Raw genomic sequence first — 14,679 nt, forward strand, 5'->3', positions numbered from 1 at the left:
TTCCCGGAATACGATGGTGAGGCTTATGACAACCAGCGACGCCGCACCGCAGACGACACTCGCCGCGGGCGACACCTTCCTGCACACCGTGCCGAGCGATCCGCGCGTCGGGGCGCTTCTCGACGCCCTCGAGCACGAGTACGACGAGCGGTACCGCGACTTCGCGATCGACGCGGCGTACAACGAGATCCACCGGTTCTCCGACGAGACCTTCAGCCCGCCGAACGGCACCTTCCTGCTGTTCCTGCGCGATAGTGTCGCGATCGCGGGCGGCGCGTTCATGACAGCGAACGCATCCACGGCGGAGTTCAAGCGCATCTGGACCCACCCGGATCACCGGGGTCACGGCCTCGCCAGGCTCGTGCTCCGTGAACTCGAGCGGGAGGCTGCCAGGCGCGGGTTCACCGAGGTCATTCTCAGCACGGGACCGAGGCAGCCCGAGGCCGTGCGCCTCTACCTGGCGACCGGCTACGAACCCCAGTTCGACCCGAGTCTTGATGCCGCGACCATCGGCGAACACGCGTTCCGCAAGCACCTCGGCCAGAACGCCTGAACCACAGTACCGCGCGCGAGCCGTAGCGCTGCGCCTCCCCCTCAGCCTCGCACCGGGGTGGGGCTCGACTCGTCTATCGGGACTTGCGCTTGTGCCTGTGCCTGTGCCTTAGCTGCGGCTTCCGCTGCTGCGGCTTCCGCTGCTGCGGCATCCGCCGCTTCTGCCACCGCAGCCGCGGCCTCCACCTGTTTGCGGCCGGGAAGCCAGACGCAGAGCACCATGGCAACCACCGCGAAGCCCGTCGCCCACCAGAACGAGACGTGGAATGCTCCCACGAGATCGGTTCCTCCGTCCGTGGTGAGCACGTATTCGAGAATGACGGCGAGCACGGCCGTGCCGAAGGACCCACCGAGCTGCTGGGCGATCCGGGTGAGCACGCTCGAGTGTGCGACCTGCTCGTGCCTGAGGCCGACGTAAGCAGCGGTCATCACGGGCATCGTCACGGCCCCGAGGCCGATCCCGCGAACGAGGAGCGCGAGTGCCAGGAGCCAGTCGCTGGTCGAGCCGGTCACGAAGCAGAACGGCACGGTTGCCGCGGCGACGATGAGAAAGCCGACCGCGGCGATCGAGCGCGCGCCGATCTTGTCGGTCAGCGGCCCGGCGATCTGCCTGCTGAGCAGGGTGCCGATTCCCTGCGGCACGAGGATGAGCCCGGCCGTGAGCGCCGTCGTGCCGCGCACCTCCATGTAGTAGAGCGGCAGGAGCAGCATCGCGCCGTACAGCGCGAAGCCCGAGAGGAACAACACGGACGATGATGAGCCCACCGAGCGAAGCGACAGCAGGCGGATGTCGACGAGCGGATCCGAGCGACGCAACGTGTAGACGACGAACGCGATCAGGAGCACCACACCGATCACGAGCGGCACGATCACGTCGGCCTGGGTGAACCCGGCCGAGCTGCCCGCGTTGCTCAGGGCCAGCACGATGGCGGCGATGCTCGGCGCGAGCAGAGCCAGCCCCCACACGTCGAGACGCGGCCGCACCGCGGGCACGACATCCTTCGCCAGGTAGATTCCGGCGAAGATCAGGCCGGCGGTGCAGAACGGGATGTTGACCCAGAACAGGAAGCGCCAGCTGAGGTTCGTGAGGATCGCGCCGCCGACGAGCGGGCCGAGGATCGGGCCGAGCAGAGCGGGCAGCGCCACCCAGGCCGCCGTGCGGCCGAGAGCCTTGCCCTTGGCTGCCTGGAAGACGAGGGTCGCCATGACCGGCAGCATCAGCCCGCCTCCGACGCCCTGCACCACACGCCAGCCGATGAGCGAGCCGAAGTTCCAGGCCAGGCTCGACCCGAGCGACCCGAGCAGGAACACGGCGAGTGCGAACATCCACACCCTCTTGCCGCCGAAGCGCCCGAGCGCCCAGGTGCTGAGCGGCACCGCGACGCCGAGCGCGAGCAGGTAACCGGTCGTGACCCACTGGATGGTCGCCACCGTGGTGTGCAGGTCCTGCGCGAGCGGGTGCAGCGCAACGCTGACGATCGTGGTGTCGAAGACCACGGCCAGCGCGCCGATGGCCAGAACCAGTGCTGTCTTCAGCACCTGCGGATCCAGTTTGTTTTTTGCCGTGGACGTCACCATCTGCTTCTCTCTACTCGTGCGGAGTGCTCGTTCGGGTTCCGGCGAGATCCCTCATAAGACTTGCTTTCGTTTCTTATTCAGAGTAGCACGGATAAGAAACGAATGTGAGTCTTATAGCCCGGCGTCCGATATGCTGGCGGCATGGCTGAGGAACCACGGAGACGGCGGCGAGGCGAGGCGCTCGAGGCCGCGATTCTGGATGCCGCCTGGGAGGAACTGGTCGAGGTCGGGTTCCCGAAACTCACCATGGAGTCCGTTGCCACGCGCGCCCAGACGAGCGTGCCCGTGCTCTACCGCCGCTGGGCGGGCAAGGAATTCCTGGTGCTCGCCGCCATCGAGCGCAACAGGTCGACTCACCCGGTCATCGTTCCGGATACCGGCACCCTGCGTGGCGATCTCCTGGCCCTGCTGAACGACATGAACGCGACGCGGCTCGGGTTCACCACGGTGATCACCTCGGTCTTCGCCGGCCTTCTCGCGGATTCCGGGCTCGCTCCGGCCGAGGTCCGCGAGCGGATCCTCAAGAACCAGCCGCGCGTCTCCGACATGATCTTCCGACGTGCACACGACCGCGGCGAGATCGACCTCGATCGGCTGCCGGCATCCGTGCTGGCGATGCCATTCGACCTCGTGCGGCACGACCTGCTGATGACGCTCAAACCCGTCGGGAGCAAACGCATCGTGTCGATCGTCGACGAGCTGTTCCTGCCGCTGGTGATCAGTCACACCTGATCGAACGACCTCGCCGCGGAGGGCAAACCCGCGGCTCGAGCACGCAATCGCCCTCGCCCGAAAACCGCCTTGACAGGCTTACTTGTTTTTTGCAAGCTTAAGCGAAGAGGGCAAGGACCGTGCTCGATCACGAGCACCCATACCCGCACAAGCGAAGGAGCAGTTCATGTCTACAGATGTCTTCGTCAACCTGCCCACGACCGACCTTCCCCGAGCGAAGAAGTTCTACGAGGGTCTCGGCTGGACGATCAATCCGAATTTCACGGATGACAACGCGGCCTGCGTCGTCATCGACGAGCACGTGTACCTGATGGTGCTCACCCGCGAGTTCTTCGCGACCTTCACGTCGAAGCCGATCGCCGATCCGCACACCTCCTGCCAGGTGCAGACCGCCCTGAGCGCAGACAGTCGGGAGGCGGTGGATGCCATGATCGAGAAGGTGCTTGCGGCGGGCGGAACCGAGCCGCACGATGCCCAGGACTACGGGTTCATGTACTCCCGCGACTTCCAGGACCCCGACGGCAACGAGTTCGGGGTGCTCTGGATGGATCCGCGAGCGGCCGAGGTCGGTCCGGAAGCCTTCATGGCGGAGCAGGGCGGGGCATCCGCGTAAGTGGCCGCGCGGAACTACGGACAATACTGCGGGGTCGTCACGGCCCTCGAGTTGGTCGGCGAACGGTGGGCACTGCTCATCGTGCGCGATCTGCTCGTGGGATCCCGCCGGTACAGCGATCTCAAGGCGGGGCTTCCGCGCATCCCCACCAACATCCTCAGCACCCGGCTCAAGGAACTGCAGTCAGCGGGGATCGTGCAACGCCTGCCGATGGCGCACGGGCTCGCCTACGCGCTGACCGAATATGGCCGTGGCCTCGAAGACGTGGTTCTCGCGCTCGGCCGTTGGGGCTTCCAGTCGATGGGCGACCCCGCCGAGGGCGACATCGTGACCTCCGACTCGATGACCATCGCGCTCAGAACCGCGTACAGGGCGGATGTCGCCAGTCGCTTCCCCGAGACCGCCTACGAGGTGCACATCGGCGACGTTGCCCTCGGCGTGCGCACCGGCCCGCGCGGACTCCTCATCGCGCCGCTTCCCGGCGGATCGGGCACGCCTGCACCCGCGGGAATCGACCCGTTGGCAGGCGGTGTCGACCTGGCCTTCGCGGCCGGCCCGGGCATCCGCGCGCTCATCTCCGGGGAACTCAGCCCCGCGAACGCCATCGACGATGAGACAGTACACATCATCTCGGGTGACGCCGCACTGCTCGATCGCTTCGCGGTGACGTTCCACCTCGATCCCGCAACCCCCCTATCTGCGCAGCGGCGCCGACACTCGTGATCGTCCGACCTGCCACGTTCGTCCGGACGGATCGAGTCGGCGTGGAGGTTTCAACCGGGAACACGGTGCTCCATCTGAAGCATGGAGTCGCTGTTGTGCAGATAGCTCCTCTAAAATCGAGCCTGTTGAGGACAAGGCAGCCGCGGCGTAGCGCAGCTATTTGAGAACCCCGTATTATCCGAAATCCGACGACCGCTGAGTAGGATGGCCGCATCAACTGGGCGGCCTTCCCTCCGATGATGAAGCGGGCGACGATGAGCGACGAGCGACGCAAGGAACTGGGCGAGAGCGACGCGCCCGTCGAAGACGAACTGCACGAAGCGTTCGACACCATTGTCGAAGAGGGCGCGGAGCGACTGCATCGAACGCTGGCCACCATCCTCATCACCGGTCTGTTCGGCGGGCTGGAAGTCGGCGTCGGGGTCATGGCCTACCTCGCCGTGCTCCACGAGACCGGGGACCACCTCCTGGCCGGCCTGGCGTTCGGCATCGGCTTCATCGCGCTCCTGCTCGCACACAGCGAGCTCTTCACGGAGAACTTCCTGCTGCCGGTCGCCGCCGTCGTCGCGCGCGAGGCGAGCGCGGCAAAGCTTGCCAAACTCTGGGTCGGAACCCTGCTCGCCAACCTCGCTGGCGGCTGGGTCTTCATGTGGCTCATCGCGCAGGCCTTCCCGCAGTGGCACACGACGATGATGGCCGCCGGAGAGCACTTCGCGGGCGCGCCCCTCACGCTGCAGACGGCCGTTCTCGGCATCCTCGGCGGCAGCACCATCACCCTCATGACTCGCATGCAGAACGGAACCACCTCAGATCCCGCAAAGATCGTCGCGGCCGTCGCAGGCGGGTTCCTCCTCGCGGGCCTGCAGCTGTTCCACTCGATCCTCGACTCGCTTCTCATCTTCGGCGCAATCCAGGCCGGCGCAGAGATCAGCTACCTGCAGTGGCTCGGATGGTTCGGCTACACGCTCCTGTTCAACATCATCGGTGGCGTGCTCCTCATCACCGCCCTGCGCCTCGTGCGAACCAAAGACCTCGTCAAGGAGCGTCGCAAGCAGTCCCCCGCTGACCCGGATGCCCCGCGCACGAAGCGCTGAACGGCGAAGACGGGCCGGTGGCCGACCGCGGTGTGGGGGATGCGGCGAATGGCCGTCGCACCCCGCTCATCCCACGGGCATCCGTCAGCTACCGGCGCCGCGCCAGTAGTTGTTCGCTGCGGCGACCGTCTGGAAGTTCGTCGCCACGACCTGCGAGGTCGCGATCAGTGAATTCGCGTCTTCTGAGTACGCGGGACGCAGCTTCGTGCGGATCTCGCCGTCGGGTTGGGTCAGGCCGACAACCTTCCGCGACAGCTTCATCGCCAGCATGAAGCCCTCCTCGGGGTTCGACGTGATCAACGTCGGCAACCACTGCTCTGCCATCATCACTCCATTCAGTTGCGTACACGTAAGTCGTGCACGATTGAATCGTACACGCTTTAGTGGCGTAGACTTGCAGGGACGAAAGGGGGCTGATCATGACACCGAGCAGTACTCACGCGAGGCTGGACGACCAGCTCTGCTTCGCGCTCTATGCGGCATCGCGTGCAGTCTCGGGTGCGTATCGCCAGTTACTCGCCGACGTCGGGCTCACGTATCCGCAGTACCTCGCCATGCTGTCCCTCTGGGAAGAGAACGCCCAGAGCGTCGCAGCACTCGGGGATGCTCTCGATCTCGAATCAAGCACCCTCTCCCCGCTCATCCGTCGCCTTGAAGCACTCGGTCTCGTGCGTCGGCAGCGTTCCGACACCGACGAACGGGTGGTGCACGTGCACCTCACCGATGCGGGGCGGGCGCTCGAGGCACGATGTGCTCCGGTTCGCGAACAGGTCGAGGCATCCACCGGGCTCAGCGACGAAGAGTTTGCTGGCCTGCGAGCGGCACTTCATCAGTTGCGCGCGACCGTGCAGGAGGTCCCGGCCGCGAGCGCGTAAGCGGCTCGATCACGTCCTGGTCGGCCGCACGACGTAGACCGTGCCGTCGGCTGATTCGCCAGATCAGTCCGCAGGAAGATGTCGGTTGCGAGTGCCAGTGTGTCCGCATGACAAAAGACGTGCAGATCACTTTCGATTGCGCCGACCCAGGAGGATTGGCGGAGTTCTGGGCCGAGGCACTCGGATACCAGTTGCAACCACCGCCTGAAGGGTTCGACTCGTGGGATGCGGCCCTTGCCGCGTTCGGCGTGCCACGCGAACAGTGGAATTCGAGATCGGCGATCCTGCCCATCGAGGGCACCCATCCCCGCATCTTCTTCCAACGCGTGCCCGAGGGCAAGACGGTCAAGAACCGGGTGCACCTCGACGTGCGCGTGGCCCCCGGACTCGAGGGCGACGCGCGGATGAGCGCCCTCGAGGCCGAGGCCGACCGCCTCGGTGCGCTCGGGGCGACGCGCGCATACCGAGTCGAGCCCGACGAGGCCACCATGGAGGTGGGCTTCATCACGATGCGCGACCCCGAGGGCAACGAGTTCTGCCTCGATTAGTGACGACGCGCGTTCGACGAGCTCCACCACCCGAGCCATAAACTAGAGGGCTCATGATCCCTGCCGACATCCACTACCCCGAGGACCTTCCGGTCAGCCAGCGACGCGCGGAGATCGCGAAGCTCATCGCTGCGAACCAGGTCGTGATCGTGGCGGGCGAGACCGGCTCAGGCAAGACGACGCAACTGCCGAAGATCCTGCTCGAGCTCGGCCGCACGAGCATCGGGCACACCCAGCCAAGGCGCATAGCGGCGCGCACCATCGCGGAGCGCGTCGCCGAAGAACTCGGCCAGGAGGTCGGCGAACTGGTCGGCTACCAGGTGCGGTTCACAGACAGGGTCGGCGCAAACACGGCCATCAGGCTCATGACCGACGGCATCCTGTTGGCCGAGATCAACCGCGACCGCGAGCTGCGGAAGTACGACGCGATCATCATCGATGAGGCGCACGAGCGCAGCCTCACCGTCGACTTCCTGCTCGGATACCTCAAGCAGCTGCTCCCCCGCCGCCCCGATCTCAAGCTCGTCATCACCTCGGCCACGATCGATCCCGAAAGTTTCGCACGCCACTTCGCTGCGGCCGACGGAACACCAGCGCCGATCATCGAGGTGACCGGGCGCACCTACCCGGTCGAGATCCGCTACCGACCGCTCGTGGCCGAAGCGATGGATGACGATGAGCTGGATGATGCGGAGGACCGTGACTCCCTCGACGGCATCAACGCCGCCATCGACGAGCTCGGCCGCGAGGGCAGCGGCGACATCCTCGTGTTCCTCAGCGGCGAGGCGGAGATCCGGGATGCCGAGGAAGCCATCCGGGGACGGAGCCTTCCCGGCACCGAAGTCCTCCCGCTCTACGGCAGGCTCAGCGCGGCGGACCAGCATCGCGTGTTCCAGCCTTCGCGCACCGCGGGTGTGCGCCGCCGCATCGTGCTCGCAACCAACGTCGCCGAAACGAGCCTCACCGTACCGGGCATCAAGTACGTGATCGACGCGGGTACCGCGCGCATCAGCCGCTACAGCGTGCGATCGAAGGTGCAGCGACTGCCGATCGAGGCGATCTCGCAGGCCTCGGCCAACCAGCGCTCGGGCCGCAGCGGACGCACGAGCAACGGCATCGCCATCCGGCTGTACTCCGAAGAGGACTACATGCGCAGGCCGGAATATACCGAGCCGGAGATTCTGCGCACCAATCTGGCCGCGGTCATCCTGCAGATGATCTCGCTCGGCCTGGGCGACATCCAGAGCTTCCCGTTCCTGCAGCCGCCCGACTCGCGCGGCATCAAAGACGGACTCGATCTGCTGAAGGAGCTGGGGGCGGTCTCGAAAGACGACGCCATCACCCGCATCGGCAAGCAGCTCGCCCAGTTGCCGATCGATCCGCGGCTGGCCCGCATGGTCGTCGAATCGAAGACGCAGGGCACCACTCGCGAGGTCATGGCGATCGTCGCGGCGCTCAGTATCCAGGATCCGCGCGAGCGCCCGCTCGAGAAGCGCCCGCAGGCCGACCAGGCCCACGCCCGCTTCATCGACAAGACGAGCGACTTCCTCACCCTGCTGAACCTGTGGAACTACCTCAAAACGAAGGAGAAGGAGCTCAGCGGTAACCAGTTCCGCAGGCTCTGCAAGGCCGAGTACCTGAACTTCCTGCGTGTTCGGGAATGGTTCGACGTCTACCGGCAGCTGAAGCGAATGGCGAAGCCGCTCGGCCTCGCCGTCGGAGATGCTAGTACGAATCCGAACGGCATCCACCGCTCTCTGCTCGCGGGCCTGCTCAGCCAGATCGGCATCAAAGACACGGCGAAAGACAGCACGAAGCACGGCAGCAAGGCCAGGCAGGGCGACTACATAGGCGCGCGCCAGGTGCGGTTCACGATCTTCCCCGGCTCAGCCCTCGCCAAGAAGCAGCCTGCGGAGATCATGAGCGCAGAGCTCGTCGAGACGAGCCGCCTGTTCGCCAGGATGAACGCCGCGATCGACCTCGCCTGGGTCGAGCCGCTCGCGGGAGAACTGGTCAAGCGCAGCTACGGCGAACCGCACTGGGAGAAGAAGCAGGGTGCGGCAGTCGCCTACGAGAAGGTGACGCTCTACGGAGTGCCCATTGTCGCGCGGCGCAGGATCCAGTTCGCGCGAGTCGACCCCGCCCACGCCCGCGAGCTGTTCATCCGCAACGCCCTCGTCGATGGTGACTGGGATCTCGATCGCACCGGCGCGCAGGTGAAGGCGTTCGATCTCGCCAACCGCGGGCTGCGCGCAGAACTCGCCGAACTCGAGGAACGCACACGCAGGCGCGACATCCTCTACGACGACGAGGCAGTCTTCGAGTTCTACGATCGGCGCATCCCCGCGGATGTCGTGAGCCAGCGCTCCTTTGAGTCCTGGTGGAAGAAGACCAGGCCCGCAACCCCGAACCTCCTCACCATGACCCGCGAGAACCTCGTCGAGAATGAGCCGGACGCCGAGCCGGTCGACGAGACCTCCTACCCGACCAGCTGGCAGCAGGGTGACCAGCGCCTCTCGCTCGACTACCACTTCGAGCCGGGGGCGACGGATGACGGGGTCACCGTTAAGGTGCCGCTCGCCCTGCTCGCTCGGCTCAACCCCGCGGGCTTCGACTGGCAGGTCCCAGGCCTGCGCGAAGAACTCGTCACCGCGCTCATCAAGTCGCTCCCGAAGGCGATCCGCCGCAATGTCGTGCCCGCGGCGGACTGGGCACGCAGGCTCACGGCAGAGCTGCCGGCCGAGCCGAACGGCGAGCTCGCTGCGGTGCTGGCCGACCTCATCCGTTCCAAGACCTACGTGCCCATCGACGCGGGCGACTTCGACCTGGAGCGAGTCCCCGCCCATCTGAGGGTGACATTCGAGGTGGTCGATGAGCGCGGTCGCGCGCTCGCGAGCGGCAAGCAGCTGGGCGAACTGCAGACGCGGCTGAAGGCGAGCGTGCGCGAGAGCGTCGCCCGCGCATCCGTCGCCGTGCACAGCGAACTCGAACGCACTGGACTCACGACGTGGGACTTCGACGAGCTGCCGAAGACACTCGACACGAAGCAGGGCGGCAACACGATCCGTGCATACCCCGCCCTCTTCGACGAGGGTGCGAGCGTCGCCATCCGGCTGATGAGCACCCCACAGGACCAGGCGCGTACGATGCGCGCCGGGCTGCGGCGACTGCTCCTGCTCGCCGTGCCCTCTCCCACCGGCTACGTGCAGTCGCACCTCACCGGCCCCGAGAAGCTCGCGCTCGCACAGAGCCCGTACCGCAGCACCGCCGACCTCTTCGCGGACTGCCTCACGGCCTGCGTCGACGCGGTGCTCGCCGATCGCGAAGTGTGGACCCGAGCGGAGTTCGTGCGGATGCGCGACGAGGTCTCGGGCGCGATCGTCGACTCGCTCTTCTCCACGGCCTCGCTCCTCGCGAGCATCCTCGGGGCAGCACGCGCCGCCGAGAAGGCGATCTCCTCGGCCTCGAACATCGCGCTGCTGAGCCCGCTCGCCGATGCGCGCGAGCAACTGGGCAACCTCGTCTATCCCGGATTCGTCTCGGCGGCGGGTCTCAGCCAGCTCTCGCGTCTCCCCGACTATCTGCAGGGCATCGCCCACCGGGTGAGCAAGCTCGGCGAGAACCTCGGCCGCGACCGGGTGTGGATGTCCGAGGTACAGTCCGCCACCGAGCACTACACGGCCGCCGGCGGTCAACTGCCGCTGCCAGCGGACGCGACGGAACGCATCCGTCACGCCCGCTGGCTGCTCGAGGAACTGCGCATCAGCCTGTTCGCGCAGCACCTCGGCACGGCCGAGCCCGCGAGCGTGCAGCGCATCACGAGGGTGCTGAGCCAGCCCTGAGTGCTCGACCGCGCGGAGGCTAGACCGAGTTCCTGCGGCCCGAGATCATCCGCAGCAGCCAGGCGATGATCGCTATCACGAGCAGAATGACCCCGATCCAGAGGAGCCACTGGACGGCCTGCACAAAGCCCCCGATGAAGAGCAGGGCGATGGCGATGATGGCCACGATGACAAGAAGTGCACTCATGTTGATCACTTTCCAATCGGTCGATGTGCATGGCGTCGAACGCTCGTGGCGCCCGACACCTTCAGTAGAACTCGCGGCCGCAATCACGATCAAGGGGTGGCGTTACCCGCTGTCTTGCGCTACGGGCGAGCGACGCGCCCCGGCCCCGGCCCCGCCTATACTCCTTTTTCACGCGGGAATCAATGGCCCCCCAACAGGGGGAGTAGACGATACGTTCTCAATCAGGGGATAACCCTCCCCCTCAAAAGTGAGAGGAAGAACGATGAGCGTGTACATCAGTCATGCCGAACAAGACGGCCCTCTTCCCGAGCCAAAGGCCGCTCTGCGTCCGGGCAATACCGAGATCGCTGAGGTGCTCCAACCCTGGCTCAGTCGCATGATGCACTTTCGCTGGGGTCGCCGGATCGCCACCCCGCACTACCGTCGGTCGCGCACCTGACCGGCCTGCTGCAGAACGAGAGATTCAATAACCAGCACGCCAGTGGAGGAACCGGATGTCGCAGACAATCTTTGGATACGAATCGGGAACCACGCGGGGAGACATTCTCGCCGGGCTCACCCGGGATGACATTCGAATCGATGAGCTCTCACCGTCACGGTGGCGGGTCACCAATAAGCGTTTCCGACCGGAGGACCGGCGCGGACTGCTCGGCTTCATCGAGCAGCTCGAGGACGGCTTCGAGGTAATGGAACTCGTCGATGGGTGGCAGGACTTCGCCTGGTTCACTTTCGCGAGCTACGCGGAGGCCGAGGCGCACTTCAGCGGGTCACAGCTCTAGTTCGCTCGGTCGGGTCTTTTGCCGTCAGTATCTCGGCGCACGCGTTTTCGCGTGCGCCCGCCCACTAACCGAGAGGATCGCCGTGATCACCGAACAGATGGTGGACGAGATCGTGGTCCCGACCGCGCATGACGCGGTGTGGTCCCACGACCAGGCCGTGTTTCTCGACGCGGCTCAGAACTGCGGCGGCACCGTCCACCCACTGCTGGACGCTCTGGAGCAGATCGACCCGCAGTTTCTGGCCCCGTTGCCCGGGCTCGGGCACACCGCACAGAGACTGCAATTCCTCTCAGCCGTCGCTGCCACAGACGTGACCGCGGCACGTGTGCTCGAGCCGCATCTCGATGCGGTGGCGATCCTGGCGGAGAGTCGAGAGTCCGACGACTTCACCCGCGCCGGCCATACCTGGGGTGTCTTCGCCGCCGAGGGCCCGGCGTCGACGCTCGTCGCCGAGCAGCACCATGGAGCGTGGACCCTCACGGGAACAAAGCCGTGGTGTTCACTGGGTGGTCGACTGAGCAACGCACTGGTCACGGCACGCACGACCGCGGATGAGTCACGCCTGTTCCGGGTGGACCTCCGGCAGGGCGAAGTGCACAGTGCGGACGCACGCTGGGTGGCACGCGGGTTGGCAGACGTGGAGAGTGGACCCCTCGTCATGGACGCGGCGGCGGCGACCCCCGTGGGTCGCGGCGGCTGGTATCTCAGCCGTCCAGGGTTCCGCTGGGGAGGAATCGGCGTCGCCGCCTGCTGGTGGGGTGGATGCGTGCCGCTGTTCGCCGCAATCGTGCGGAAGAACGCGCAGGGCGACCCGAAGCCGCTCACGACCAGCCGGGTCGGTCGGCTCTATCGCGCGCTCGAATCGGCGCGCGTCATCCTGGAACGCTCCGCGGCGTACATCGACAGTGCGGCGGCGAGGGAATCCGAGGATGCCGACGACATGGCCGTGCTCGCGCACACGGCGCGGGGCGTCGTCGCGGATGCCGTGGACGAGACGCTCGCAGCGGTCCGCGACATCCTGGGGCCCCCAGCCCTCGCGTTCGACGAGCCGACCGCGCGACGCTGCGCCGATCTCGAGCTGTATGCCTCCCAGTACCACCGCGGAGGGGACGACGCGTCCCTGGGCGCCCACTTGGATTCGGCGGGCTCGTGGTGGTGAGCTTTGACGCGACCACCACCGTGACGAGCGCAAGCGAATGGCGCTCCGATGGACGCTGGCCGCGCATCCCGCCACTGGACACGAGCGTGCTCGGCTCGCTCGTCCAGCTGATCGTGTTCGCGGCGCACCCGGACGACGAGACGCTCGGGGCCGGAGGGCTGCTCGCGACCGCGAGCGAGCTGGGTGTGCCGGTGCGTGTGGTCGTCGCGACGGGAGACGACCAGGCGCGACGGGACGAACTGTCGGTGGCGCTCGATGAGCTCGGCGTGAGCGCGACCATCGACTACCTGGAGTTTCCGGATGGTGGTCTGAAACACCATGCCGAGGCCCTCGCGCGGGACCTCTCCGACATCCTTAGCCCGAGTGAAGGCGCGACCTGGGCGCTTGCCCCGTGGCCTGGTGATCGGCACGGCGACCACCGCACTCTCGGCGATCAGGTGGCGAGGGTCGGGCGAGCAGCGGGCATCGAGGTCTTGTGCTACCCCATCTGGCTGTGGCAGTGGGGGGTACCCGACGATTGCCCATGGGAGCAACTGCGCGAGTTGCCGCTCTCTGACTCCATTCGTCACCGCAAGCGGATCGCCCTCACGCGCTTCGAGTCGCAACTGCACTCGCCCGCCAATCCAAGTGGCGTGCTCACGGAAGAGTTCCTCGAGCACTTTCGCGACGGGCGAGAGGTCGTCATCGTTTCCTCCGTCGGCGACCACTTCGACGAGCTGCACACGCGCTCCGACGACCCGTGGTCGGTGCGCACCCGCTGGTACGAACGTCGCAAACGCGCCATCACCATGGCTTCGCTCCCGCGCAAACGCTTCACGCGAGCTCTGGAGATCGGATGTTCGATCGGTGAGTTGTCCGCCGAACTTGCCGACCGCTGCGACCGCCTCCTCGCGATCGACGGCTCGGAATCGGCCGTCGCCGCCGCGCGGAGCCGGTTGCGAGAAAACGTGACTGCGACGGTGCAGCAGGTACGCGTTCCCTGCGAGTGGCCGCAGGGCCGCTACGACCTCATCGTGATCTCCGAGCTGGCGTACTACCTGTCGGAGGGCGAGTGGCGCACGACTGTTCGGCGATGCCGCGAGTCCCTCGACGCAGGCGGCGCGATCCTGCTCTGCCACTGGCTCGGAACGGCGGATGATTTCGCCCAGACCGGAGAGCAGGTGCACCGGATCTTTCGCGAGGAGTTCGGGACCGACGCGATCGTCACGCACCGTGAGTCCGACTTTCTCCTCGATGTCTTCGGTGCCGAAAGCGGGCACCCTGATGACTGAGCGCGTCCGGCACATTCTCGTGGTCATCCCGGCCCGCAACGAAGCGGAGACGTTGCGCGCGTGCCTGGTGTCCGTCGAGCGGGCGCGCCACCGCATCCGACACCTCGCGCACACGCGCGTCGTGCTCGTTCTCGACGCCTGCACCGACGACTCCGCTGCCATCGCGGCAGGATTCAGCGACGTGACGGTGCTGTCCGTGGGCTTCGCGAACGTCGGAAGCAGCAGGGCGCTCGGCGTGGAGCACGGGTTGCGCCAGATCGATGACGACCCGGCAGCGGTATGGATTGCCACGACCGACGCGGACAGCGTGGTGTCGAACGGATGGCTTCGCGAACACCTCTCCGCGGCACGATCTGGTGCAGACGCCCTGGTGGGAAGCGTCGTTCCGCTGCTCGACGACCTCGATGAGGCACGCAGGACGGCCTGGCTGGCCAGCCACTCCCCCGGCTCAACGCTCGGGCACGTCCACGGTGCGAATCTCGGCGTCAGGGCGGATGCATACGGAGCGGCCGGCGGATTCGCGGCTCTGACCGAAGACGAGGACGTGTCTCTCGTCGAGCGCCTTCGTGAAGCGGGCGCGGGCGTGACGCACACGGAACGCGAGCCGGTGACGACCTCGAGCCGACTGAAAGGACGGGTCGAGGGCGGGTATGCACGCTACCTCACCGAGCTGGTGGCACAGCGATAGACGTCATCCCCATTGTCCGCGTCTCGCGGCATTTCGCA

General features: G+C 66.5%; 16 protein-coding genes. 13 read left to right on the top strand and 3 right to left on the bottom strand.

Features of this window, described 5'->3' with window-relative positions; genetic code table 11:
- Positions 1-25 precede the first annotated feature (25 nt).
- Positions 26-553, top strand: coding sequence for a GNAT family N-acetyltransferase (locus ABUA28_RS00965; RefSeq protein WP_349901914.1), 528 nt, complete (start codon positions 26-28; stop codon positions 551-553).
- Positions 554-594: 41 nt separating this feature from the next.
- Here the strand turns inward: ABUA28_RS00965 and ABUA28_RS00970 are convergent, their stop codons facing one another.
- Positions 595-2,130, bottom strand: coding sequence for an MDR family MFS transporter (locus tag ABUA28_RS00970; RefSeq protein ID WP_349901916.1), 1,536 nt, complete (start codon positions 2,128-2,130; stop codon positions 595-597).
- Between the two features lie 141 nt (positions 2,131-2,271).
- Here ABUA28_RS00970 and ABUA28_RS00975 point away from each other — a divergent pair, with 141 nt between their 5' ends.
- From ABUA28_RS00975 to ABUA28_RS00990, 4 genes are all read left to right on the top strand, one after another.
- Complete coding sequence (locus tag ABUA28_RS00975; protein WP_349901917.1) at positions 2,272-2,862, top strand: TetR/AcrR family transcriptional regulator; 591 nt, start codon at positions 2,272-2,274, stop codon at positions 2,860-2,862.
- A 166-nt stretch (positions 2,863-3,028) separates the two neighbouring features.
- A complete protein-coding gene (locus tag ABUA28_RS00980; protein WP_349901919.1) occupies positions 3,029-3,475 on the top strand; it encodes a VOC family protein in 447 nt (148 codons plus the stop codon).
- Positions 3,476-4,198, top strand: a complete 723-nt coding sequence (locus ABUA28_RS00985; protein ID WP_349901920.1) for a winged helix-turn-helix transcriptional regulator — start codon at positions 3,476-3,478, stop codon at positions 4,196-4,198.
- Between the two features lie 254 nt (positions 4,199-4,452).
- The gene (locus ABUA28_RS00990; protein ID WP_349901922.1) at positions 4,453-5,292 is read left to right on the top strand and encodes a formate/nitrite transporter family protein; all 840 of its coding nucleotides are present in this window, start codon (positions 4,453-4,455) and stop codon (positions 5,290-5,292) included.
- An 84-nt stretch (positions 5,293-5,376) separates the two neighbouring features.
- Here ABUA28_RS00990 and ABUA28_RS00995 read toward each other — a convergent pair whose 3' ends face one another.
- On the bottom strand, positions 5,377-5,616 hold the full coding sequence (locus ABUA28_RS00995; protein ID WP_349901924.1) for a hexameric tyrosine-coordinated heme protein: 240 nt from the start codon (positions 5,614-5,616) through the stop codon (positions 5,377-5,379).
- Between the two features lie 95 nt (positions 5,617-5,711).
- On the opposite strand from ABUA28_RS00995, the gene ABUA28_RS01000 reads away from it, so the two are divergent.
- The 3 genes from ABUA28_RS01000 to hrpA all read left to right on the top strand — a co-directional run bounded on the left by ABUA28_RS01000 (position 5,712) and on the right by hrpA (position 10,557).
- Positions 5,712-6,167, top strand: a complete 456-nt coding sequence (locus tag ABUA28_RS01000) for a MarR family winged helix-turn-helix transcriptional regulator (protein ID WP_349901926.1) — start codon at positions 5,712-5,714, stop codon at positions 6,165-6,167.
- A 107-nt stretch (positions 6,168-6,274) separates the two neighbouring features.
- Positions 6,275-6,715, top strand: a complete 441-nt coding sequence (locus ABUA28_RS01005; protein ID WP_349901928.1) for a VOC family protein — start codon at positions 6,275-6,277, stop codon at positions 6,713-6,715.
- Between the two features lie 53 nt (positions 6,716-6,768).
- Positions 6,769-10,557 (top strand): ATP-dependent RNA helicase HrpA, encoded by a 3,789-nt coding sequence (gene hrpA / locus ABUA28_RS01010; protein WP_349901929.1) that lies wholly within the window; start codon positions 6,769-6,771, stop codon positions 10,555-10,557.
- 19 nt (positions 10,558-10,576) lie between these two features.
- Here the strand turns inward: hrpA and ABUA28_RS01015 are convergent, their stop codons facing one another.
- Entirely contained in the window at positions 10,577-10,744 is a 168-nt protein-coding gene (locus ABUA28_RS01015; RefSeq protein WP_349901931.1) for a hypothetical protein, read from the bottom strand.
- Positions 10,745-11,006: 262 nt separating this feature from the next.
- On the opposite strand from ABUA28_RS01015, the gene ABUA28_RS01020 reads away from it, so the two are divergent.
- The 5 genes from ABUA28_RS01020 (at position 11,007) to ABUA28_RS01040 (ending at position 14,641) form a co-directional block, all read left to right on the top strand.
- The gene (locus ABUA28_RS01020) at positions 11,007-11,183 is read left to right on the top strand and encodes a hypothetical protein (RefSeq protein WP_349901933.1); all 177 of its coding nucleotides are present in this window, start codon (positions 11,007-11,009) and stop codon (positions 11,181-11,183) included.
- Positions 11,184-11,238: 55 nt separating this feature from the next.
- Entirely contained in the window at positions 11,239-11,523 is a 285-nt protein-coding gene (locus tag ABUA28_RS01025; RefSeq protein WP_349901935.1) for a hypothetical protein, read from the top strand.
- An 82-nt stretch (positions 11,524-11,605) separates the two neighbouring features.
- On the top strand, positions 11,606-12,682 hold the full coding sequence (locus tag ABUA28_RS01030; protein ID WP_349901937.1) for an acyl-CoA dehydrogenase family protein: 1,077 nt from the start codon (positions 11,606-11,608) through the stop codon (positions 12,680-12,682).
- The gene (locus ABUA28_RS01035) at positions 12,679-13,953 is read left to right on the top strand and encodes a PIG-L family deacetylase (protein WP_349901938.1); all 1,275 of its coding nucleotides are present in this window, start codon (positions 12,679-12,681) and stop codon (positions 13,951-13,953) included. Before ABUA28_RS01030 ends, ABUA28_RS01035 begins: the two co-directional genes overlap by 4 nt.
- Complete coding sequence (locus ABUA28_RS01040; RefSeq protein WP_349901939.1) at positions 13,946-14,641, top strand: glycosyltransferase; 696 nt, start codon at positions 13,946-13,948, stop codon at positions 14,639-14,641. Before ABUA28_RS01035 ends, ABUA28_RS01040 begins: the two co-directional genes overlap by 8 nt.
- The last annotated feature ends 38 nt before the right edge of the window (positions 14,642-14,679 follow it).

This window comes from Parafrigoribacterium humi, from assembly GCF_040227205.1.
GTDB classification, from domain to species: Bacteria; Actinomycetota; Actinomycetes; order Actinomycetales; family Microbacteriaceae; genus Parafrigoribacterium_A; species Parafrigoribacterium_A humi.